The 19,234-nt window shown below is 74.1% G+C and carries 25 protein-coding genes; 11 read left to right on the forward strand and 14 right to left on the reverse strand.

The annotated features are described in order from the left end of the window. Positions 1-42 precede the first annotated feature (42 nt). The 5 genes from NLU66_RS08215 (at position 43) to NLU66_RS08235 (ending at position 2,639) form a co-directional block, all read left to right on the forward strand. Positions 43-687, forward strand: coding sequence for an NAD(P)-dependent oxidoreductase (locus NLU66_RS08215; RefSeq protein WP_259362411.1), 645 nt, complete (start codon positions 43-45; stop codon positions 685-687). Next, on the forward strand, positions 684-1,088 hold the full coding sequence (locus tag NLU66_RS08220; RefSeq protein ID WP_259362412.1) for a hypothetical protein: 405 nt from the start codon (positions 684-686) through the stop codon (positions 1,086-1,088). Before NLU66_RS08215 ends, NLU66_RS08220 begins: the two co-directional genes overlap by 4 nt. After that, the gene (locus NLU66_RS08225; RefSeq protein ID WP_259362413.1) at positions 1,085-1,624 is read left to right on the forward strand and encodes an HAD family hydrolase; all 540 of its coding nucleotides are present in this window, start codon (positions 1,085-1,087) and stop codon (positions 1,622-1,624) included. Before NLU66_RS08220 ends, NLU66_RS08225 begins: the two co-directional genes overlap by 4 nt. A 134-nt stretch (positions 1,625-1,758) precedes the next feature. After that, positions 1,759-2,133, forward strand: coding sequence for a zinc ribbon domain-containing protein YjdM (locus NLU66_RS08230; protein ID WP_259362414.1), 375 nt, complete (start codon positions 1,759-1,761; stop codon positions 2,131-2,133). A 53-nt stretch (positions 2,134-2,186) separates the two neighbouring features. Next, a complete protein-coding gene (locus NLU66_RS08235; RefSeq protein ID WP_259362415.1) occupies positions 2,187-2,639 on the forward strand; it encodes an NAD(+)--rifampin ADP-ribosyltransferase in 453 nt (150 codons plus the stop codon). A 23-nt stretch (positions 2,640-2,662) separates the two neighbouring features. On the opposite strand, the gene NLU66_RS08240 is transcribed toward NLU66_RS08235, so the two are convergent. The 6 genes from NLU66_RS08240 to NLU66_RS08265 all read right to left on the reverse strand — a co-directional run bounded on the left by NLU66_RS08240 (position 2,663) and on the right by NLU66_RS08265 (position 6,602). Continuing rightward, complete coding sequence (locus tag NLU66_RS08240) at positions 2,663-3,367, reverse strand: VOC family protein (RefSeq protein WP_259362416.1); 705 nt, start codon at positions 3,365-3,367, stop codon at positions 2,663-2,665. Between the two features lie 39 nt (positions 3,368-3,406). Continuing rightward, a complete protein-coding gene (locus NLU66_RS08245) occupies positions 3,407-4,549 on the reverse strand; it encodes a GNAT family N-acetyltransferase (RefSeq protein ID WP_259362417.1) in 1,143 nt (380 codons plus the stop codon). Positions 4,550-4,572: 23 nt separating this feature from the next. Beyond that, positions 4,573-5,205 (reverse strand): aspartate/glutamate racemase family protein, encoded by a 633-nt coding sequence (locus tag NLU66_RS08250; protein ID WP_259362418.1) that lies wholly within the window; start codon positions 5,203-5,205, stop codon positions 4,573-4,575. A gap of 52 nt (positions 5,206-5,257) precedes the next feature. Then, positions 5,258-5,632: a VOC family protein gene (locus NLU66_RS08255; protein ID WP_259362419.1), complete on the reverse strand. Its 375-nt coding sequence runs from the start codon at positions 5,630-5,632 to the stop codon at positions 5,258-5,260. A 179-nt stretch (positions 5,633-5,811) separates the two neighbouring features. Further along, positions 5,812-6,135 (reverse strand): carboxymuconolactone decarboxylase family protein, encoded by a 324-nt coding sequence (locus NLU66_RS08260; protein ID WP_259362421.1) that lies wholly within the window; start codon positions 6,133-6,135, stop codon positions 5,812-5,814. A 41-nt stretch (positions 6,136-6,176) separates the two neighbouring features. Then, positions 6,177-6,602: a cupin domain-containing protein gene (locus tag NLU66_RS08265; protein ID WP_259362422.1), complete on the reverse strand. Its 426-nt coding sequence runs from the start codon at positions 6,600-6,602 to the stop codon at positions 6,177-6,179. A gap of 236 nt (positions 6,603-6,838) precedes the next feature. Between NLU66_RS08265 and NLU66_RS08270 the strand changes: the two genes are divergently transcribed. Continuing rightward, positions 6,839-8,098, forward strand: a complete 1,260-nt coding sequence (locus NLU66_RS08270; RefSeq protein WP_259362423.1) for a glutaminase — start codon at positions 6,839-6,841, stop codon at positions 8,096-8,098. 15 nt (positions 8,099-8,113) lie between these two features. On the opposite strand, the gene NLU66_RS08275 is transcribed toward NLU66_RS08270, so the two are convergent. From NLU66_RS08275 to NLU66_RS08285, 3 genes are all read right to left on the reverse strand, one after another. Further along, entirely contained in the window at positions 8,114-9,052 is a 939-nt protein-coding gene (locus tag NLU66_RS08275) for an arsenic resistance protein (RefSeq protein ID WP_259362562.1), read from the reverse strand. Positions 9,053-9,060: 8 nt separating this feature from the next. After that, positions 9,061-9,729 (reverse strand): TetR/AcrR family transcriptional regulator C-terminal domain-containing protein, encoded by a 669-nt coding sequence (locus NLU66_RS08280; RefSeq protein ID WP_259362424.1) that lies wholly within the window; start codon positions 9,727-9,729, stop codon positions 9,061-9,063. Positions 9,730-9,791: 62 nt separating this feature from the next. Continuing rightward, positions 9,792-11,291, reverse strand: a complete 1,500-nt coding sequence (locus NLU66_RS08285; RefSeq protein ID WP_259362425.1) for an FAD-dependent monooxygenase — start codon at positions 11,289-11,291, stop codon at positions 9,792-9,794. Between the two features lie 231 nt (positions 11,292-11,522). Between NLU66_RS08285 and NLU66_RS08290 the strand changes: the two genes are divergently transcribed. Next, positions 11,523-12,491 carry an NADP-dependent oxidoreductase gene (locus tag NLU66_RS08290; protein WP_259362426.1) on the forward strand — a complete coding sequence of 323 codons (969 nt, stop codon included), beginning with the start codon at positions 11,523-11,525 and terminating at the stop codon, positions 12,489-12,491. Between the two features lie 21 nt (positions 12,492-12,512). On the opposite strand, the gene NLU66_RS08295 is transcribed toward NLU66_RS08290, so the two are convergent. Together NLU66_RS08295 and NLU66_RS08300 are read right to left on the reverse strand one after the other, a co-directional pair. After that, a complete protein-coding gene (locus tag NLU66_RS08295; RefSeq protein WP_259362427.1) occupies positions 12,513-12,758 on the reverse strand; it encodes a PspC domain-containing protein in 246 nt (81 codons plus the stop codon). Between the two features lie 90 nt (positions 12,759-12,848). Then, positions 12,849-13,331: a phage tail protein gene (locus NLU66_RS08300; RefSeq protein WP_259362428.1), complete on the reverse strand. Its 483-nt coding sequence runs from the start codon at positions 13,329-13,331 to the stop codon at positions 12,849-12,851. A 79-nt stretch (positions 13,332-13,410) separates the two neighbouring features. Between NLU66_RS08300 and NLU66_RS08305 the strand changes: the two genes are divergently transcribed. From NLU66_RS08305 to NLU66_RS08320, 4 genes are all read left to right on the forward strand, one after another. Then, positions 13,411-14,811, forward strand: coding sequence for a GNAT family N-acetyltransferase (locus tag NLU66_RS08305; RefSeq protein ID WP_259362429.1), 1,401 nt, complete (start codon positions 13,411-13,413; stop codon positions 14,809-14,811). 23 nt (positions 14,812-14,834) lie between these two features. Further along, positions 14,835-15,332, forward strand: coding sequence for a MarR family winged helix-turn-helix transcriptional regulator (locus NLU66_RS08310; RefSeq protein WP_416232188.1), 498 nt, complete (start codon positions 14,835-14,837; stop codon positions 15,330-15,332). A gap of 126 nt (positions 15,333-15,458) precedes the next feature. Beyond that, positions 15,459-15,638, forward strand: coding sequence for a hypothetical protein (locus NLU66_RS08315; RefSeq protein WP_137770213.1), 180 nt, complete (start codon positions 15,459-15,461; stop codon positions 15,636-15,638). 70 nt (positions 15,639-15,708) lie between these two features. Beyond that, complete coding sequence (locus NLU66_RS08320; RefSeq protein ID WP_259362430.1) at positions 15,709-16,902, forward strand: low temperature requirement protein A; 1,194 nt, start codon at positions 15,709-15,711, stop codon at positions 16,900-16,902. A 31-nt stretch (positions 16,903-16,933) separates the two neighbouring features. Here NLU66_RS08320 and NLU66_RS08325 read toward each other — a convergent pair whose 3' ends face one another. Genes NLU66_RS08325 through NLU66_RS08335 form a run of 3 tightly spaced genes read right to left on the reverse strand, consistent with a single transcriptional unit; the run spans position 16,934 to position 18,692 of the window. After that, the gene (locus NLU66_RS08325; RefSeq protein WP_259362431.1) at positions 16,934-17,575 is read right to left on the reverse strand and encodes a DNA-3-methyladenine glycosylase I; all 642 of its coding nucleotides are present in this window, start codon (positions 17,573-17,575) and stop codon (positions 16,934-16,936) included. After that, on the reverse strand, positions 17,572-18,177 hold the full coding sequence (locus NLU66_RS08330) for a methylated-DNA--[protein]-cysteine S-methyltransferase (protein ID WP_259362432.1): 606 nt from the start codon (positions 18,175-18,177) through the stop codon (positions 17,572-17,574). The genes NLU66_RS08325 and NLU66_RS08330 overlap by 4 nt, the downstream gene beginning before the upstream one ends. Next, positions 18,174-18,692 carry an RNA polymerase sigma factor gene (locus NLU66_RS08335; RefSeq protein WP_416232189.1) on the reverse strand — a complete coding sequence of 173 codons (519 nt, stop codon included), beginning with the start codon at positions 18,690-18,692 and terminating at the stop codon, positions 18,174-18,176. The genes NLU66_RS08330 and NLU66_RS08335 overlap by 4 nt, the downstream gene beginning before the upstream one ends. Positions 18,693-19,234 lie beyond the last annotated feature (542 nt).

The following is a 19,234-nucleotide window of genomic DNA, read 5'->3' on the forward strand; positions in this document are numbered from 1 at the left end:
CTCTGTCACTCTAGTACAGCTTGACTAGACCAGGGAGGCGTCATGCACATCGTCGTGGCAGGAGCATCCGGCCGGACCGGTCGGCTCGTCGTGGAGCGCGCCCTCGCCTCCGGGCACCGGGTCACGGCGATCGTCCGCCCCGGCAGCGAGGCCGCCGTCGGGCCCGGAGCAGAGATCCTCCGCGCGGACGTCCTCTCCGGGGCGGGACTCGACCTGCCCCGCGACGCGGACGCCGTCGTCTCCGCACTCGGCATGAGACCGGGCGACGAGCAGCCGGTCAGCGCCCCCGGGACGACCTCCCTGATCACCGCGATGCGGCGCGCCGGCCTGAGCCGGATCGTCGTGGTCTCCGCCGTGCCGGCGTTCACCTCGGGAGGCGGCGAGCCCTGGTGGTTCTGCATCGTGAGGACGCTCGTGCGTCGGGCCATGCCCGCCGTCTACACGGACATCGCCGCCATGGAGGGCGTGCTGCGATCCAGCAGGCTCCGATGGACGATCCTCCGGCCCGGCTACCTCACGGACGGAGCGCTCACCGACTACCGGCTGCTGCCCGATCGCAACGCCACCACGCCCGCCCACCGGGCGGATCTCGCGCATGCGCTGCTCGCGCTCGCCGAGGACGACGCCGCCGTCGGGCACGGCTACGGGCTGCGCCGGGGCCGGGCCGGCAGGGCGGAGGCGGCATGAGCGCCGGCCTCCTCCGCGCCGGGTTCCTGGCCGACGGGGCATGGAAGATCCTCGTCGGGATCGCGATGCTCGCGCTGCGGGCGCTCCTCGTGGAGCGGTACGACGCCCCGTCCGCGCTGCTCGTGGTGACCGCGGTCGTCGTCATGGCCTGCGGCCTCGCCGAGGTGCTCTACGCGGTGAGGGACGGCGCCGGCTCGCGCGTCCCCCTCCTCATCGCCTACGACTCCGGCTGGGTGCTCGTCTCGGTGGTCGCGCTGCTGCTGGCGAGGACGCCGGCCGGCCCCGCATGGACGCTGTGGCTCGGCTATCAGCTCGTCGTCGCAATCGTCGTCGGCACCCTGTTCGCCCTCGCCTGCCGGAAACGGCCCGCCCCGCCCCTCGATCAGGACAGGACCCCATGACCCCGAGACGCCTCATCGTGCTGCTGGACTGCGGCGACACCGTCATCGACGAGAGCACCCAGGTCTTCGACCCCTCGGGCATCGTCCTCGCCGGGGAGCTGCTGCCCGGCGCCGGCCGGATGGTCCAGGACCTCGTCGCGGCCGGCTTCCGGATCGCGCTCGTGGCCGACGGCCGCTACGTCTCCTTCGAGAACCTGCTCGGCCAGCACGGGCTGCTCGACTGCTTCGAGACGCTGATCTGCTCCGAGGCCGTGCGCCACGAGAAGCCGAGTGCGCGCATGTTCAAGGCGGCGCTGGGGTCGCTCGACCTCGACCCGGCCGACGCCGCCCGCTGCGTGATGGTCGGCAACAACCTCTCGCGCGACGTCGCCGGCGCGAACCGGATGGGCATGATGAGCATCCACCTCGCCTGGACGCCCCGGTACCCCCGCGAGCCGGCGGTGCCCGACGAGGTCGCCGACCACACGATCGCGACCCCGTCGGAGCTGCTGGATCTGCTGCTCCGGCTCGACGAGGAGCTCGAGAACACCCGCTGAACCCGCTCCCCGGCAGGCTCTGCGCAGGTGGGACGGGTAATCCGGTGGGCGACTGCTACGCTCCCACGGTCGCCACGGACCTGAGCGACATCCGCGAGGCAGGTCCCTGCCAGAACCTGACGGAGGACCGCCGCATGACCGACCAGCTGCCCCCGTGCCCCGAGTGCGCGAGCGAGTTCGCCTACGAGTCCGGCGCGCTCCTCGTGTGCCCCATGTGCGGCCACGAGTGGAGCGCCGAGGCGACCGCCGAGGGCACTGACGAGCACGCCGAGCAGGCAGAGCAGGTCGTCAAGGACGCCGTCGGCAACGTCCTCGCCGACGGCGACAACGTCACCGTCGTCAAGGACCTCAAGGTCAAGGGCGCCGGCGGCGGAACCCTGAAGTCCGGCACCAAGGTGCGCGGCATCCGCCTGATCAGCGACGGCGTGGGCGATCACGACATCGACGCGAAGGTCCCCGGGTTCGGCCCGATGCAGCTGAAGTCGAGCGTGGTGAAGAAGAGCAGCTGATCCCGTCCCGCCGGGGACCCCGCACAGGGCCGGTGGCGTGGGACACTCCGCTCGTGGACAACACGGAGCAGACGCAGCAGCCGGAGCGGTCGGCGAGCCAGGACCAGGTCGAGTACTTCCACGGAACCCGGGCGGTGCTCGCGCCGGGCGACCTCATCGCCGCGGGCCACCGCTCCAACTACCGGCCCGAGGTGACGATGAACCACGTCTACTTCACCGAGCGGCGCGACGGCGGCGGCCTCGCCGCGGAGATCGCGGTGCTGCTGGGGCCCGAGGGCTCCGCCCCGCACGTCTACCGGGTCGAGCCGACAGGCCCCTTCGAGGACGACCCGAACGTCACCGACAAGAAGTTCCCCGGCAATCCCACCCGGTCCTTCCGCAGCGCGGCGCCGCTGCGGGTCCTCGAGGAGGTCACGGACTGGACGCGCCTGACGCCCGAGGAGACCGACATGTGGCGCGAGCGGCTCGCGGCGATCGCGGCCTCGGACGCCGCGATCATCAACTGACGACGCCCTGACGCTCCGAGCGCTCAACCCGCCCGGAGGGTGAAGGGGTGGCCGTCGGGGTCGGCCAGGTCGAGGCGCCCGTCGGCCTCCGCGGCGCGTCGCGCGCCGAGCTCGACGAGCCGTTCCGCCTCCGCGGCGGGGTCGGCGGCGACGAGGTCGAAGCGCTGCCGGTCATGGGTGGCGGGCGGCGGGGCCGACGGATCCTCCCAGGCGTCCCACGAGATCTTGGTGCCGCCGCCGGGGGACTGGACGGCCGTCTGCCCGTCCTGGTCGAGCACGAGCGGCCAGGCCAGCGCCGCGCTCCAGAACCGCCCGACCGCCGGTGTGCCGTCGCAGGTGACCTCGCCGAGCGGCCCCGTGCCCGCGAGGTACCGGTTGCCGGCCTCGATGACGCACAGGGCGTTGCCGCCGGGGTCGGCGAGGACGACGAAGGGCTCCTCGGGGGACTGGCCCACGTCGAGGTGGCTGCCCCCGCGGCGCAGCGCCTCCTCGACGATCGCCTGCTGGTCCTCCGGGGTCGCGCTCGTCAGGTGGAGGTGCAGGAGGGCCGGGCCGTCCGCCTCGGCGCCGGAGGCGACGAAGCGCAGCCCCACCTGCGTGTCCGTGCCCGGCACGAGGGCGCCGCCCGGCTCGGTGACGACCTCCCGGTCCAGCAGGCCGGCCCAGAAGGCGGCGGCCGGGGCGGGATCGGCGACGTCGAAGCTCACGGCATCCAGTCGAAGGGCCATGCCCGAACAGTAGGCCGCGCCCCGCGCCGGCGGAAGGGATCAGGCGGAGCCGATGGCGTCCTCTCCCGTTCCGCGCACCATCCGCAGCTCCGTGCCCACCGGATCCTCCTTGCGGGCGCCGTCGAAGCGGAAGCCCTGCCGCTCGTAGAAGCGGATCGCCCGCGCGTTCCCCTCGAGCACCCACAGGGAGGCGGGACCGTCGCCGATCGCGGCGCGAAGCAGCGCATGGCCGAGCCCGGTGCCGTACACCTCCGCACGCACGTAGAGCGCCATAAGCTCCCGCTCCGGGAGACCATCGGCGGGCTCGTCCCGACCGGCGCCGGCGATGGCGAAGCCGAGCAGACGCTCGCCCGTGCCTTCTGCGACCAGCACGGTGTTGGGGGTGGTCGCGATGTTCTCGCGCCAGCGCCGTGCCCGGGACTCCGGGTCCGCGCGTCGCGCGGCGAGCACCTCGGAAGCGATGAGTCCCGTGTACGCCTCGTCCCAGGCGTCGAGGTGGAGGCCCGTCAGGGCGGCGGCGTCCTCGGGGCGCGCGGGCCGGATCGGCGGGAGTGCCGTCACGTTCGGCGTGGAGGAGGCCGATGCGGAACCGGCCGACGGGGAGTCGGCGCGGAGGGACGGATCGCCGACGGCGGGGGAGCGGCGCAGGCACAGCAGCCGCGGCCGCTCGTCCCATGCCGGCACCACGGCGAAGCCGCGGGAGCGGTACAGACCGATCGCGCGCTCCCGCCAGTCCCAGACGGTGAGCGTGACGGGGCGCGGCCCGGCGGCCTCGACCGCGGCGTCGAGCAGGGCGGAGCCCACACCGCGGCCCCGCACGGCGGGGGAGGCCCACAGGCGCTTGATCTCGAGCGACCCCTCCCGCGGGGCGAGCACGGCGATCCCCGCGAGCGCCCCGGGAAGCGCCTCGCCCCCGTCGGCCGCCGTCGTCCCGTCGAGATCCACCGCCGACTCGAGCTCGGCGACGAGCACCCGGCAGCCGGCGAGCGCCCGCGCCGGGTCCTCGACCTCGGCGCGGTACCGCTCGGGCAGCTCGCCTTCCGTCCCCGTCGAGGGGCTCACGCCGTGCGCGCGCTTCTCCTCCTCGGTGCCGGAGAGGTACGCCCGCAGCGCCTCCCCGATCGCGGGGAGGTCGGCGGGGAGCGCCTCGCGGACGACGGGCCGGATCCGATCAGCTGCCATGGGGGCATTGTCCCGCCCGTTCATCACCGCAGGTGCTCCGCCGCGATCCGGGGTGAGCTGAGCACCGGCAGGTCGAGATCGGCGAGCAGCGGCTCCGCTCCGGCCATGCTCGCCTGTGCGAGAACGAGGACGTCGGCTCCCGCGGCGAGGCCGCGCGCGGCGGCGGCGATCGCGGCGAGGTAGCCCTCCTGGTCGCCCTGCTCGAAAAGGGGCCAGGCGTCCTCGGCGAGCACGAGCTCCACCTCGACCTCCGCTCCGGCGCGCTCCGCCTCCTCGAGCAGCAGCGCCCGCGTGGGCGCGAGGGTCGAGGCGAGCGCGGCGACCACGCCGATCCGTCGGCCGGTCCCGACGGCGAGTGCGGCCATCGGTCGGTCCACGCGGAACACGGGCACGCCCAGGTCCACGCCGAGGCTCTCGGCCACGTCGCCGATGCTCGAGCAGGTGCAGCAGATCGTCCCCGCACCCTGGTCGCGCAGCTCCGCGATCCGCGCGGCGACGCGGTCCGCGACCGACGCCGCGCCGCTGGAGCGGGCGTCGGCGAGCAGGCTCTCGTCGACGAGGTGGACCGGGGTCGTCGCCGGGTCGAGCTCGGCCAGGAGCGTGTCGAAGGTCGGCACGTGGACGGGGGAGGTGTGCAGGAAGCCGGGGCGCGTCACCCGCGGATCATGGCACGCCCTCGGCACGGCCCACCGCGTCGTCCGCCGGCCCTCAGAGGTACGGCCGGGTGAGCAGCTCGAGGTAGTGGCCCGACGGGTCGAGCAGGTAGACGCCCCGCCCGTCGTGCTCGTGGTTGATCTCGCCCGGTCGGGAGCGCTGTGGATCCGCCCAGTGCTCCCGACCGCTCGCGCGCAGCGCGGCGTGCGCCCGGTCGAAGTGGGCGTCGTCGAGCAGGTAGGCGTAGTGCTGCGGCGGGAACTCGATCGGCGGGGTCGCGAACTGCAGCAGGACGCCGCCGCCGATCGTGAGGTTCCGGAACGGGCCCCAGGACGGGGCCTCCTCGGCCTCGAGCAGGTCGCGGTAGAAGCGTGAGGACTCGTCGGGATCGGCGGATGCGATGATCGTGTGGTTGAAGTGCGCTGTCATGTCTCTCCTGGTGGTGGCTGCGGGTGGTGGGGCACACGCGGCGCAGGAGGAGCGCGGATCAGGGAGCGACCAGGTCGCCGTCCCGGGAGCGGCCGCAGGGGGCCTGACTGGTCATCACGATCGGAGACTCTAGGCGCCGGGTGACCCGGGTGTCGAGACCCGGGGCGCCCGGCACGGGATCAGCCCTCGTAGACCGTCTTCGCGAGGCGGAACGCGGCCCAGGCCTTGGGCCAGCCGGCGTAGAACGCGGCGTGGGTGAGCACCTCCGCCATCTCCTCCGCGGTGACGCCGTTGGCCTTCGCCCGCGCGATGTGGTGCTCGAGGGAGCTGTCCAGCACCCCGCTCGCCATGAGCGCGGTGACGGTGACGATGCTGCGCTCGCGCAGGGGCAGCTGCTCCTCGCGCGCCCAGACCTGTCCGAACAGGACGTCGTCGTTGAGCTCCGCGAACGTGGGGGCGAACTCCCCGAGCGCGTCGCGACCTGCGGTGACCTTCTCCGTCATGGGTCTCTCCTTGCTGTGGTGGTGGATGGTCCGACGTGGCCTCAGGTGGCGGGCAGGGCGCCGTAGGCCTCGTCCGTGACGGGCTCGAGCCATTCGTTGCTCGCGTCCGCTCCCGGAGTGAGGAAGGCGAGGTGGCTGAACCACGACCCGGCCTTCGCGCCGTGCCAGTGCTTCGTCCCCTCGGGGACGCGCACCACGGAGCCGGGCTCGAGGCTCACGGGCTCCTCGCCCTCGGCCTGGTACCAGCCGCTGCCCGCGGTGCAGATCAGGATCTGGTCGCCGCCGCCCCTGGCGGCGTGGTGGATGTGCCAGTTGTTGCGGCAGCCGGGCTCGAAGGTCACGTTGCTGACGGCGACGCTCCCCTCGGTGACGAGCGGGGCGAGGAAGCTCTGCCCGGTGAAGTACTGGGCGAAGGCGTCGTTCGGCGCGCCCGTCGGGAAGATCTGCTCGAAGTCCTGATCGGTCATCGATGCCTCCTGAGGTGGGGATGTGAGGTGGTCCGGATCCGACGGTATGCGCGGACCCGTCCTCGTGGGAGTCCCCGACAGCACCCCCATCAGCGCCTCCGTCGGCTGCTCGCCCTCGTCCCGTCGGACGGTCGTCGACATCGCCGGCGCCGTCCCCGAGGATGGACGTGCGGCCGGGGACCTCGGCCGACGGCCCGCGCCGCGGCCTCCGCGCGGCGCGCTCACGAGAGGCGTGCATGCGCTCCCCGATCCTCGACTACCTCGACTCGATCCTCACCGCGACGAGCGGGATCTCGAGCGGGGAGACGGCGCAGTACATCCCCGAGCTCGCCGCGGCGGACCCCTCCCGCGCCGCCGTCGCGCTCTGCACCGTGAACGGGACCGTCTACGCGAGCGGCGACGCCGATCACGGGTTCAGCATCCAGTCGATGTCCAAGCCCTTCGCCTACGCGGCCGCGATCGAGGCGCACGGCCTCGAGGCGGTGCTCGAGCGGATCGGGGTCGAGCCGAGCGGCGAGGCCTTCAACGAGCTCTCCCTCGACCCGGTGACCGGCCGGCCGCGGAACCCGATGATCAACGCGGGCGCGATCGTCGCGCATGCGCTCGTCGACGACGGCGGCGGTGAGGGCGCGGGGCGGATGCTCGACCTGTTCTCCCGCCTGGCCGGGCATCCGCTCGAGGTGGACGAGGCCGTCGCCGCCTCCGAGCTGGCGACCGCCGACCGCAACCTGGGCCTCGCCTATCTCCTGCACGCGGCGCAGGCGCTCGAGGTGGAGCCCCGCCGTGCGGTCACCGGCTACATCCGCCAGTGCGCCGTCGCCGTCACGGTGCGGGACCTCGCTCTCATGGCGGCGACGCTCGCCAACGGCGGCGTCCAGCCGGAGACGGGGGAGCGGGTGTTCGGCCGCGGGACGACCCGCCATGTGCTGAGCGTGATGACGTCGTGCGGCATGTACGACGCGGCGGGGGACTGGCTGACGAGCGTCGGCATTCCCGCGAAGAGCGGCGTCGCCGGCGGGATCATCGGCGTGCTGCCCGGTCAGGTCGGCGTCGCGGTGCTCTCCCCGCGGCTGGATGCGCACGGGAACAGCGCGCGCGGCGTCGAGATGATGAGGCGCCTCTCCGAGGACCTCGGCCTGCACCTCATGGAGGCGAGCCGGCCCGCCCGCTCCTCCCTGCGTGAGGTCCGCACCGAGCAGACCCGCGCCGGGACGGCCACCGTGTACGTCCTCCAGGGTGACCTCGTGCTCAGCAGCATCGAGTCCCTCGTGCGCGCGCTCGTCGAGAGCCCGCCGCCCACCGCGCAGGTCGTCTTCGACATGAGCCGGGTGGACGAGGTGCTCCCCGTCGCACGGCGCACCGCGGCGGAGACCGCCGCCCGTCTGATCGACGAGGGGCACCGCATCGCGATCATCGACCCGGAGAGCACCGTGCCCCGCTTCCAGGACAGCCGGGGCCGTCCGGTCGACCGCTGGGAGGGCCTCACCGCCTCCTGATCCCGGGCCGCGGGATCAGGCGGGCACCAGGCGGGGGACGAGCCGCACGAGCACGACCATCGCGATCAGCTCGACGAGGGTCTGGGTGACGACGACCAGCGGGGCGAGGTCGTAGGCCGCCGGCAGGGCGAGCACGAGCGGCAGCACCACGAGCGAGTTCCGGGTGACGCCGCTGAACACGACCGCCCGTCGCCCGGGCACGTCGAGCCCCGCCGCCCGGCCCGCGGCCATGCCGATCGGCACCATCGCCACGACGAACAGCACGAGCACGGGGACGGCGAGCAGCAGCGCGCCGATCCGCCCCGCGACCCCGGCGATCTGCGAGGCGACGACCACGGCGAGGGTCGCCATCATGAGCGGCACCATCGACGTGCTCACGCCCGCCTCGACCTGCGCGCCGATCCGGGTCCTCGCCGCGGCGAGCTGGGTCAGTCCCGCCGCGAGCAGCGGCGCGACGATGAGCAGGGCGAAGGCCTCGAGGAACGGCCCGGGCTCGATCGAGCGGGCGAGCTCGCCGCCCGCGAACAGCCACAGCAGCGGGGGGAGCAGGAGCATCTGCGCGACCATGAGCACGGGGGAGACGGCGAGCAGCCGCTCCCGGTCCCCGCCCGCGAGGCCCGCGAAGACGATCACGTAGTCGATGCACGGGGTGAGCAGCACGAACAGCACCCCGACAAGCAGGGCGGGATCATGCGCGACCATCCGCGAGAGCGCCCACACCACGAGGGGCACGAGCAGCACGTTCACACCGAGCGCCGCCGCGAGGAAGCGCACGTCACGCACCGCCCGGCCGATCCGGGCGAAGGGCACGCCGAGGAAGGTCGCGTACAGCAGCAGCGCGAGCACCGGCTGGATCGCGAGCTCCGCGGGGTGCGCGAGGGCGGGGACCAGCAGGCCGACGGCGGCGCCGATCGCGAGCGCCGCGAGGTACAGCGGCACCTGGCGCCGCTCCATCCACGAGGTCACGGCGCGCTCGGGGAGGTCACGCCCTCGACCTGCCGTCGCAGACCCTCGAGGATCAGGTCGAGCCCGAAGGCGAACTCCTCCTCGATCGGGATCGGGAGCTCCGCGGCGATCTCGCGGGTGAGCGGGAAGCGCCCCGCGTCCACGCCCGCGAGGGCGGCGGGGGCGGGCTGCTGGTCCGCCGGCACCGCGGCCTGCATCGCGAAGCCGAGCACCGTGTGCGCGAGGGTCGCGACCGCCCGCGCCGCGTCGGGCAGGGGCACTCCCGCGCCGGTGAGCACCGCGAGCTGGTGCTCCCGGATCGCGAGGGCATGGGGGCCCGTCGGCACCGTCTCCGCGAGGAGCGCGGCGGCGCCGCGATGGCCGACGAGGGTCGCGAAGAGCCGCTCGGCGATGTCGCGGCACTCCTCGTCCCAGGGCAGGTCCGTGCGGCGATCCGCGGGGAGCGCCTCGGCGAGCAGGGCGTCGACGACGAGGCCCAGCAGGGCGCTGCGGTTCTCGACGTGCCGGTAGAGGGTCGAGGTGCTCGAGGAGAGGCGCCGTGCGAGGTGGCGCAGGCTCAGCGCGCCGGCGCCCTCCTCGGCCACGATCTCGAGGGCGGCCTCGACGATCCGCTCGAGCGGGATCGGGGGTCGGCCCCGACGCGGTGCGGGTGCGGACTCGCCCATGCGGGGTCTCTTTCCGTCGATCGGCTGGTCACCGCCCATCCTCGCACCGTGCCGGCGGGACCTCAGGCGCTCGCGGGCACCAGGAGGCGACGCGTGGCGGCATCGAGGACGCCGCGCCCGTCGGGGCGGGCGATGCCGCCCACGTACCCGTCGGGCCGCACGAGCACCTGCGCTCCGGCCTCGATCCCGTAGATCCGCAGGAGCTCGGGGTTCCGCGCCGGGTCGAGGTCGAGCACCTGCAGCGCCGCGCCCCCGTCGGGCCAGGGATCCGCGAGATCAGCGGCGTCCTGGCCGAGGGTGAGCAGGGTGAACTGCGGGCCGCGCAGGATCTCGAAGAGCCGGGTGCGCTCGCCGTCGGCGCCGGTCACGGGCGAGTCGGGGGCGCGGTCGCCGGTGGTGAGGCCCGGGGTGCCCGCCTCGGCGGAGCGGGCGAGCGGACCGCCGCGGTAGGTGATGCCGAGCTGCCGCTCCTCCTCGCCGCGCTTCGTGGCCGCGAGCGGCCGGCGCTTGGTCTGCGCGTAGATCGCGCTCGAGAGGCCGAGCACGCGTGCGGCGACCGGTCGGCGCTCCGCCTCGTAGGTGTCCAGCAGCTCCTCGGGGGCGCCGCGCAGCACCTGGCCGAGCTTCCAGCCGAGGTTGTAGGCGTCCTGCACGCCCGTGTTCAGACCCTGGCCGCCCGTGGGCGGGTGCACGTGCGCCGCATCGCCCGCGAGCAGCACCCGCCCGGAGCGATAGTGCTCGGCGAGGCGGATGTTCGGGCGCCACACGGAGGCCCAGTGGATCTCCTGCAGCGTGAAGGGGGAGCCGTTCACGTACCGGTGGACGAGCGCGTCGACCGCCTCGCGCTCGAGCTCGGCGGGATCCTCGGGGCGCAGCTTCAGCATGAGCTGGAAGCGGCCGTCCGGCAGCGGGCAGAGACCCAGGAAGCGGCCGCCGGTGCGCGGCCAGATGTGCCACCGGTCCCGGGAGAGGCCGGTGACGGTGACGTCGGCGACGATCATCCTGTCGGCCTCGTCGGTGGTCCCGGTGAAGGGGATGCCGGCGCCGCGGCGCACGGTGCTCCGACCGCCGTCGGCCCCCACGAGGTAGGCGGCGCGCACCTCGGTGGTCCCCTCCGCGGTCTCGAGGGTCGCGGTGACGACGTCGGCGTCCTGCGCGTGGCCGGTGAGGCGCGTCCCGTACTCGATGCTCCCGCCGAGCCCGAGGTAGCGCTCGCGCAGGCTGAGGTCCGTCGCGTGCTGCGGGACGAGGAGGGGGTTCGGGTGGGGGACGCTCGCGGTCGCCTGGAGCGTCCTCCCCATGGCGCGGGTGAGCGTCACCGGACCGAGGTGGATGCCCATCGGCGGGTAGGCGCTCCCGCGCCGGGCGAGCGCCTCGAGCACCCCGAGGTCCTCGAGGACCTCCTGCGTGCGCGGCTGCACGCCCTTGGCCCGTGATCCCTCGAAGCCGTGCTCCGCGGCGTCGACGAGACGGTGGGACACCCCTCGTCGCTGCAGGTCCAGGGCGAGCACGAGGCCCACCGGTCCGGCTCCTGCGATCAGCACCTCGGTGTCGTGGCTCATGGTGCACCGTCCCTCCCCACCCTCGAGGGCGGCATCGATCGATTAATGACTACACTGTAGCCATTAATGGGATGGTGGTCGAGAGGGCGGTGGGGTGCACCGCTGGGACAGGTTGATCGATGTCAGCCCGGGGGTCACCCGCAGTGCCTGTCACCGCTGTCATCCCGGGTGGAGCATGGGGGCGTGGCACCGCGGAGGGCGGTGCCGTGCCGTCGCAGATCGAGGAGAACCATGCCCATCGCCATCGTCCAGCAGGAATTCGGCGGTCCCGAGGTGCTCGAGGCCGCCGAGGTCGCCCCGCTCACCGCCCAGGACCTGGCCGCGGGGGAGGTGCTCGTCCGCGTCCGCGCCGCCGGCGTGAACCCGATCGACGCCATGACCCGCGCCGGCGGGGGCATGGCCGCCGCCGGGCTCGTCACGCTGCCCGCCGTGCCCGGCTGGGACCTCGCGGGCGTCGTCGAGGCCGTCGCGGAGGTCGTCCAGGACCTCGCGCCCGGTGATCGGGTGCTCGGGCTCGCCCGCTTCCCGCACCCCGGCGGGGCCTACGCCGAGCTCGCCGCGGTGCCCGCGGAGGATCTCGTCCCCGTCCCCGAGAGTCTCGACGACGTGCACGCCGCCGCGCTGCCCATGGCCGCCATGACCGCCTGGCAGGCCTTCGCGGAGACTGCCCCCGTGCGGCCCGGGCAGCGTGTGCTCATCACCGGGGCCGGCGGCGGCGTGGGGCACCTCGCCGTGCAGATCGCCCACCACCTCGGCGCGCATGTCCTCGCCGTCGCGAGCGCCGGCAAGCACGAGTGGCTGCGCGAGCTCGGCGCCGACGAGACCGTCGACTACCGCGACGCCGCCGCCGTGGCCGCGCTCGCCGGGACCTGCGACGCGGCGCTCAGCCTCGCCGAGGGCTCGCGCCGGCTCGCCCTCGACGCCGTCCGGAGGGGCGGGACCGTGATCGCCCTCGGCGGCGGGGCCGACGGCCTCGCCGAGGAGGCGGCCGCCGCCGGCGTGGAGCTCGCCACGACCCACGTGCACACGCAGCGGGAATGGCTGCTCGCCGTCACGGACCTCGCCGCGCGCGGCGTCATCGCCCCGACGGTCTCCGAGGTGCTCGACCTCGCCGAGGCCGCGCAGGCGCACCGGCTCCTCGAGGGCGGTCACAGCACCGGGAAGATCGTCCTCCGCGTGGCACCGGCCCCCGAGAGCTGAGCCGGGGCGGCTGGCCGCGCCTCAGGCGCGGCCGGCGAGAACCCGCTCGAGCGGGATCCGGTCGTCCTGCCACGGGGTGAGCAGCCACGCCACGAGGTAGGCGCCCGGTCCCAGCACGGGCAGGAGGAAGGACGCGAGCACGAGCAGGCGCACGAGCCACACGTCCAGCCCTGTCCTCTGTGCGATGCCCCCGGCGATGCCGCCCACGAGTCGGCGCGGCCCGCGGCGGTAGTCGAGGCGGCGGATGGAGTCGAAGATCCCGTTCATGCGGTCGACGCTACGCGCGCCGCGCGTCCCGCGCACCGGGGTCGGCCCCCGAAGGTGGGTGGGGGAGAGCCGCAGGGTCTGCCGTCCCGGTCAGAGGCCCTCGGGCAGCGGGTGCTCGCCCTTGATGACGAAGAAGGAGCCGCGGATCGTGCCCGCGAGCTTCGACTTCTGCCGGGCGAACCTGAAGGCGCCGAGCTCCTCGGGGACCTCCATGCCCTCGGAGAGCTTGAGGCCCACGGCGCGCTTGCCGCCCTCCTCGCGCGTCCACAGCACGTTCAGTGCGAGGCCGGACTCGTGGAAGAGGTGCACCCAGAGAATCCCCTCGACGTCGTTGATGCTGACCTCGAGCGCCGGAGAGGCGATGACCATGTCCCGCTCGCTGCGCAGGATCTCCTGGACCCAGGCGAGGGTCTCCGGCGCCTCCGCGGCGGGCACCACGGTGAACGTGTGCTTGTACTTCGTGCGGAAGTAGCGGGCCTCGTTGGCGCGCAGGCCGGCGAGGGCCTCGGCGACGGGGGAGGACTCGAGGCCCTCCGTGGAGACCTCGGTGAACGAGACGGCCTGACCAGGCATGGGACCTCCTTGGGGTGATGGGGGAAGCGTACGCTGAGCGCCGCCCGTCCTTCTGCCAGCCCCCGAGGAGCCCGCCGCGATGACCGATCCCGTGCCGCACGTCGTCCGCCGCGGGCAGGGGGCGCCGCTGCTGCTCCTGCACGGCAACGAGGTGGACCACCGCTTCCTGCTCGACCTCGAGGACCTCTTCGGCGAGCACTCCCCGTGGGAGCGGCTGCACCTCGACCTCGCGGGCTTCGGCGCGACCCCGGCGCTGCCCGCGCCCGGCGGGCTGCCGCAGCTCGCCGACTGGCTGGGCCGCGTGGCCGGCGAGCTCCTCGACGGGCGACCCTTCGCGGTGATCGGCTCCTCGCTCGGCGGACTGCTCGCCCGGGACCTCGTCGCGCGCCGACCGGAGCGCTGCCTCGGCATCGCCCTGCTTGCGCCCGTGGTGGACCCTGTGCGCGCCCACCGCACCCTGCCGCCGGCCGAGGTGCTCGAGCCGGATGACGCGCTGCTCGCCTCCCTCGACCCCGAGGACGCCGCCCTCTACGCCGAGCTCGCCGTCGTGCCGTCGCAGGAGAACTGGGAGCGGTTCCGGGCCACGGCCCTGCCGGGACTGCGCGCCGCGGATCGTGGAGCCGTCGCGCGCCTCGCCGCGGACTACACGCTCCCGCGCCTCCCCGACGCCGCGCTCGAGGAGCTCGATGCCCCGGTGCTCCTGGCCATGGGGCGCCAGGACGCCGTCGTCGGCTACGAGGACCAGCTCGCGCTCGCACGACGCCTCCCGCGCGCCACGACCGCGGTGCTCGACCGCGCCGGGCACAACCTCCACCTCGACCAGCCGGTCGCGGTGCGGGACCTGCTGCGCCACTGGCTCGCGGCCGTCGGCGAGCCGCCCCGGCCTGCGACGACCGTCGGCACGGCGTCCGTCCGCGCGGCGACCTCGGCGCCCGCGACGCTCCGCCGCCTGCGCCGCGGCGACGCCCCGGACGTCCTCGCCGCCTTCGCCTCGCACCCCGACATGGCCCGGCAGGGCACGGTGCGCAGCCCGGAGGAGGCGGAGCGGTACGTGGCCCGGCTCCTCGACGCCGGGGTCGACGGGCGCCCCTCCCCGCACGAGGCGTGGGTGCTCGCCGAGGAGGGGAGGGCCGTCGGCCTCGTCGGCGTCACGGTCGACGAGGCCGAGCGCAGCGGATGGTTCTGGTACTGGCTGCACGCGGAGGCCCGCGGCCGCGGGCTCATGGCCCGCGCGGCCGCCACGGTCGCGCAGTGGGCGCTCACCGCACGGGGTCTCGAGCGGCTCGAGCTCGGGCATCGCGCGAACAATCCCGCCTCGGGGGCGGTGGCCCGCGCCGCCGGCTTCGTCCCGGAGGGGACCGAGCGCGGGAAGTTCCTCATCGACGGCGTGCGGGTCGACGTGCGCACCTACGGCCGTCTGCGCAGCGACCCCTGGCCCGCCGTCGAGCCGCTGCCCCTGGACCCCGGGCCCGAGCGGTGACTCGTAGGATCGAGGGACGGAGCATGGCGACGGGAGCGGAGGGCGTGATGGCGGTGGGCGCGGAGGGTGAGGCCCTGAAGGACCCGCTGGCCCTCGAGAGCCAGGTGTGCTTCGCGCTGTCCCTCGCCTCGCGCAGCGTGATCGCCGCCTACCGGCCCGTGCTCGAGCCGCTGCACCTCACGCACCCGCAGTACCTCGTGATGCTCGCGCTGTGGGAACGGGCGCCGCTCTCGGTCAAGGGGCTGAGCGGCCTCCTGCACCTCGAGCCCGCGACGCTCTCGCCGCTCATCAAGCGGCTCGAGGCCCTCGGCTACGTGCTGCGCACCCGTGACAGCGCGGACGAGCGCTCCCTCGCGATCGTGCTCACCGACGAGGGTGCCGCGCTGCGGGCGGAGGCGGAGAAGATCCCCGCCGCGATGATGCGGCGGCTGCGCATGGACGAGCAGGAGCTCACGGCCCTGCACGCGAGCATGATGAAGCTGATCACCGTCGCGCTCGAGGACGAGGTGCCCGGGGCCTGACCGACGTCGCCGACGGGATGCGGATCACCTCGCGCAATGTAGTTAGTGCACTAATCGTTCGCGTACAGTTCCTGAGGTCGGCCGACGGCCGCCACCACGAGTCCCGCCGACCCAGGAGAACGCACCGTGAGCATCCCCGGCCTCGTCATGACCATCGTCTCCGGCATCCTGCTGTTCCTGGGCTCCGTGTGGATCTACTCCACCACCATGACCTTCGGCCGCAGCCGCGCCTCGAGGGCCGCGATCGCCATGGTCTCCGTCGGCGTCGTGCTCGGCACCGTCGGCGTCTTCCTCCTGCTGGGCTGACCGGCGCGTCCCGGGCGCTCGTGCAGGCGTAGGTTTCTCCTTCGTCGCCCATCGCCTCGAGGAGCCTCGCATGACCGCTGAACCCCGCCTGCGCCTGATCCCGATGCGCCCCCGCGACCCCGGGGAGAGCGGTCGTGTCGCCTCGAGCCTCGAGCTGTTCTTCGACCTGGTCTTCGTCATCGCCGTGAGCGTCGCCGCCGTGCAGCTGCACCACGCGCTCAGCGCCGGCCACGTCATCGGCGGGATCCTCAGCTACGCCGCGGTGTTCTTCGCCGTGTGGTGGGCATGGATGAACTTCACCTGGTTCGCGACGTCCTTCGACACCGACGACTGGCTCTACCGGGTCATGACGATCGTGCAGATGGGTGGGGTGCTCGTGCTCGCCGCCGGCGTGGCCCCCGCCTTCGAGCACCACGACTTCACGATCGTCACCCTGGGGTACGTGGTCATGCGCCTGGCCATGGTCACCCAATGGCTGCGCGCCGCCCGCGGCGCCGGTGACGCGCGCCCCGCCGCGCTGACCTATGCCGCAGGCATCGCGGCGGTCCAGGTGCTGTGGCTGCTCGCCCTCCTGATGCCCGCCGTCGCCTTCCCCGTCGTCTTCGTCCTGCTCGTGCTGGCGGAGATCTCCGTGCCGGTCCTCGCCGAGCGCCGCGGCGCGACCCCCTGGCACCCGCACCACATCACCGAGCGCTTCGGCCTGTTCACCCTCATCCTGCTCGGCGAGAGCCTGCTCGCCTCCGCCAACGCCGTCATCGAGGCCCTCGGGCAGGGGGAGGAGGTGGGTGAGCTGATCGCCGTCGCAGTGCTCACCCTCGTCGCGACCGCCTCCCTGTGGTGGATCTACTTCTGGCCCTCCCATCACCACGCGATCCGCGACCTGCGCAGCTCCCTGCGCTACGGCTACTCGCACTACGTCATCTTCGCCGCTGCCGGCGCCTTCTCCGCCGGCATCGAGGTCGAGATCGACGTCATCGCCGGTCACAGCGAGCTGGCGGCTCCGTGGGCCTCCTTCGCCTTCACGATCCCGCTGGCCCTGTTCGTGCTCGGGGTGTGGGCCGTCGCGATCCGCCCCCGCGCCGATCGCGTCGTCAACATCGCGATCCCGCTCGCCGGGCTGCTCGTGCTCGTGGACCCGATCATCCCGGTGCCCTTCGCGCTGACCGCGCTCATCCTCGCGGTCGCGGTCGCCGTGCTCGAGTGGCGCGGGGGCGACGGTGAGCGCGCGGCCCGCGCCGAACCGGAGACGCTGCGCGCACCCTGAGCCCAGGGCGCCGGTGCGAGATCCATCCCGATCAGTCGTCCCACACGCCGGAGCTGCCCCGGCGGTGCGAGCCCAGCAGATGCGTGTCCACGATGCCCACGGCCTCCATGAGCGCGAACATCGTCGTGGGGCCGACGAAGGCGAAGCCCTCCTTCCGCAGCCGCTTCGACAGCGCCACGGACTCCGGGGAGCGGGTCGGGACCTCCGCCGCGGTGCGCGGTCGCGGCGTGGCCTCCGGTCGATAGGACCACACGAGATCCACGAGGCCGCCCCGCTCGCGCAGGTCGAGCGTGGCGCGGGCGTTCGTGATCGTCGCCGCGATCTTCGCGCGATTGCGCACGATCCCGGCGTCGGCCAGCAGACGCTGCTCGTCGGCCTCGTCGAAGCGCGCCACCACCTCGGGATCGAATCCCGCGAAGGCCTCGCGGAAGGAAGGGCGCTTGCGGAGGATCGTCGCCCACGAGAGCCCCGCCTGGAACGCCTCGAGGCTGATCCGCTCGTACAGGCCCTGCTCGTCCCGCACGGGCATGCCCCACTCGGTGTCGTAGTACGCCTGCAGCAGGGGATCGGTCGCGGCCCAGGCGGGGCGTGCCAGGCCGTCCTCGCCGAGGATCGTCCCGGCGTCAAGGGCGGTGTCGGCGTCAAGGACGGTGGTGGGATCGGGAGTGCTCATGCGGTCCTCTCGAGGGTGAGCAGGGTGGTCTTCGCGTCGGGGCCGCCCACGTAGCCGCCGGGGGAGCCGTCGCCGCGCAGCACACGATGGCACGGGACGACGATCGGCAGCGGGTTCGTCGCGCAGGCGGTGCCCACCGCGCGGGAGGCCCGCGGGTTCCCCACCTGCGCGGCGACCTGCCCGTAGGAGAGCGTGCTGCCGTAGCCGATGCTCGGCAGGAACTGCTGGACCTCGAGGCGGAAGCCCCGGGACAGCGCATGGTCCAGCGGCAGGTCGAAGCCGCGGCGTTGGCCGACGAAGTACTCCTCGAGCTCCCGGGCCGCGCCGTCCAGCCGTGCGGGCGCCCGCAGGATCCGGGGGCTGACCTTCGACGCGACCGTCTCGAGCACGCCGTCGAAGCCCTCGCGCTCGAAGGCGACGCGCACCAGGCCCCGCTCGGTCGCGGCGAGCAGCAGGGGGCCGACGGGCGAGTCGACGGTGCGGGTGGCGACGTCGAGTAGCTGCTCCTGCTCGGCGCTCGCGGCGAGCCGGGCGCTCAGGCGCTCGAGGGTCGCGGGCTCCACGGGGAGCGCGGCGGTGAGGCCGGGGTCGGCGGTGGTCATCGGTCTGCTCCTTCGGGGGAGGGGATGCGGGTGGGGGCGGGGCGCTCGATACGGCCGCGGCGCAGGGCGGCCACGCCGTCCGCGGCGGCGCGCCGCACGGCCGCGGGTGTGCTGCCGGTGAGCTCCGCGGTCTCCGCATGGGGGAGTCCGCCCAGGTAGTGGTAGGCGACGGCGAGGCGCTGCTTCTCCGGGAGCGCGGCGACCTCGTCCCAGAGGCCGTCGGCCGCTCCGGGGAGCCCGCTCGCGGAGGGGCGCTCCGGCAGCTCCTCGACGGGCAGCGGCGTGCGCGAGCGGCGGCGGATGAGGTCCACGCAGCGCCGCTGTGCGACCCGCACCAGCCATGCCTCGACGTTCGTCGACGCGGGGAGGTCCGGCCAGGCGCGCAGCGCGGAGAGGAAGGTCTCCGACCAGGCGTCCTCGGCGTCCGTCGGATCGCGCAGCACGGCGCGGCACACCCGCATCACGGCCGGGCCGTGCCGGGCGACGGCCTGCTCGAAGGGCTCACGCATGCTCATGCCTCGCAGTCGTCCCCCGGCGGCGAGGTGTGAGGTGCGGATCCGGGGGCGTCACCCGCCGAACGCTACCCGGCCGGCCCCGACCCGTCCTGCCACGCCGTGCCCGGTCCCGTCGCGCCACGCCGTGCCCGGTCCCGTCCCGACGTTCCCCGCCCGGTCCCGTCGCGCCATGCCCCGGCATGCGGCGCCCCGCGCCGGGCGGCTGCCCGTTTGCGCGCTGGGGTTCCATCGAAGGAACTGGAGCGCGCAATCGGACATGGGGGTGCCTGTCCCAGTTCAGGCGCGCTGCCCGTTTGCGCGCTGGGGTTCCATCGAAGGAACTGGAGCGCGCAATCGGACATGGGGCCCCGCAGGCCTGCCCGGCCGCGCCGGCCCGACGGCCCGCCGCGTTCATCCCGCGGCCATCCGGGCGGGAGCGCGCCCACCGTGCCATGGGAGCGCGCCCACCCCGCCCTGACCTGCCATCCCGTCCACGACCAGGCAATCCGGGCATGTGAGGCGCACGTCACCTTCCGTCCATCTGTCGCACCCCGAAGCTTCGC

This window comes from Brachybacterium sp. NBEC-018, assembly GCF_024860185.1.
GTDB classification, from domain to species: domain Bacteria; phylum Actinomycetota; class Actinomycetes; order Actinomycetales; family Dermabacteraceae; genus Brachybacterium; species Brachybacterium rhamnosum.

What these genes read in the sequence shown, in the direction of transcription:
- NLU66_RS08310 (WP_416232188.1), top strand. Translation starts at nt 14,835, where the DNA reads ATGGCGACGGGAGCGGAGGGCGTGATGGCGGTGGGCGCGGAGGGTGAG.
- NLU66_RS08330 (WP_259362432.1), bottom strand. Translation starts at nt 18,177, where the DNA reads ATGACCACCGCCGACCCCGGCCTCACCGCCGCGCTCCCCGTGGAGCCC.
- NLU66_RS08285 (WP_259362425.1), bottom strand. Translation starts at nt 11,291, where the DNA reads ATGAGCCACGACACCGAGGTGCTGATCGCAGGAGCCGGACCGGTGGGC.
- NLU66_RS08260 (WP_259362421.1), bottom strand. Translation starts at nt 6,135, where the DNA reads ATGACGGAGAAGGTCACCGCAGGTCGCGACGCGCTCGGGGAGTTCGCC.
- NLU66_RS08225 (WP_259362413.1), top strand. Translation starts at nt 1,085, where the DNA reads ATGACCCCGAGACGCCTCATCGTGCTGCTGGACTGCGGCGACACCGTC.
- NLU66_RS08300 (WP_259362428.1), bottom strand. Translation starts at nt 13,331, where the DNA reads ATGCCTGGTCAGGCCGTCTCGTTCACCGAGGTCTCCACGGAGGGCCTC.
- NLU66_RS08270 (WP_259362423.1), top strand. Translation starts at nt 6,839, where the DNA reads ATGCGCTCCCCGATCCTCGACTACCTCGACTCGATCCTCACCGCGACG.
- NLU66_RS08230 (WP_259362414.1), top strand. Translation starts at nt 1,759, where the DNA reads ATGACCGACCAGCTGCCCCCGTGCCCCGAGTGCGCGAGCGAGTTCGCC.
- NLU66_RS08265 (WP_259362422.1), bottom strand. Translation starts at nt 6,602, where the DNA reads ATGACCGATCAGGACTTCGAGCAGATCTTCCCGACGGGCGCGCCGAAC.
- NLU66_RS08255 (WP_259362419.1), bottom strand. Translation starts at nt 5,632, where the DNA reads ATGACAGCGCACTTCAACCACACGATCATCGCATCCGCCGATCCCGAC.
- NLU66_RS08290 (WP_259362426.1), top strand. Translation starts at nt 11,523, where the DNA reads ATGCCCATCGCCATCGTCCAGCAGGAATTCGGCGGTCCCGAGGTGCTC.
- NLU66_RS08335 (WP_416232189.1), bottom strand. Translation starts at nt 18,692, where the DNA reads ATGAGCATGCGTGAGCCCTTCGAGCAGGCCGTCGCCCGGCACGGCCCG.
- NLU66_RS08220 (WP_259362412.1), top strand. Translation starts at nt 684, where the DNA reads ATGAGCGCCGGCCTCCTCCGCGCCGGGTTCCTGGCCGACGGGGCATGG.
- NLU66_RS08245 (WP_259362417.1), bottom strand. Translation starts at nt 4,549, where the DNA reads ATGGCAGCTGATCGGATCCGGCCCGTCGTCCGCGAGGCGCTCCCCGCC.
- NLU66_RS08305 (WP_259362429.1), top strand. Translation starts at nt 13,411, where the DNA reads ATGACCGATCCCGTGCCGCACGTCGTCCGCCGCGGGCAGGGGGCGCCG.
- NLU66_RS08215 (WP_259362411.1), top strand. Translation starts at nt 43, where the DNA reads ATGCACATCGTCGTGGCAGGAGCATCCGGCCGGACCGGTCGGCTCGTC.
- NLU66_RS08240 (WP_259362416.1), bottom strand. Translation starts at nt 3,367, where the DNA reads ATGGCCCTTCGACTGGATGCCGTGAGCTTCGACGTCGCCGATCCCGCC.
- NLU66_RS08320 (WP_259362430.1), top strand. Translation starts at nt 15,709, where the DNA reads ATGACCGCTGAACCCCGCCTGCGCCTGATCCCGATGCGCCCCCGCGAC.
- NLU66_RS08325 (WP_259362431.1), bottom strand. Translation starts at nt 17,575, where the DNA reads ATGAGCACTCCCGATCCCACCACCGTCCTTGACGCCGACACCGCCCTT.
- NLU66_RS08280 (WP_259362424.1), bottom strand. Translation starts at nt 9,729, where the DNA reads ATGGGCGAGTCCGCACCCGCACCGCGTCGGGGCCGACCCCCGATCCCG.
- NLU66_RS08295 (WP_259362427.1), bottom strand. Translation starts at nt 12,758, where the DNA reads ATGAACGGGATCTTCGACTCCATCCGCCGCCTCGACTACCGCCGCGGG.
- NLU66_RS08275 (WP_259362562.1), bottom strand. Translation starts at nt 9,052, where the DNA reads ATGGAGCGGCGCCAGGTGCCGCTGTACCTCGCGGCGCTCGCGATCGGC.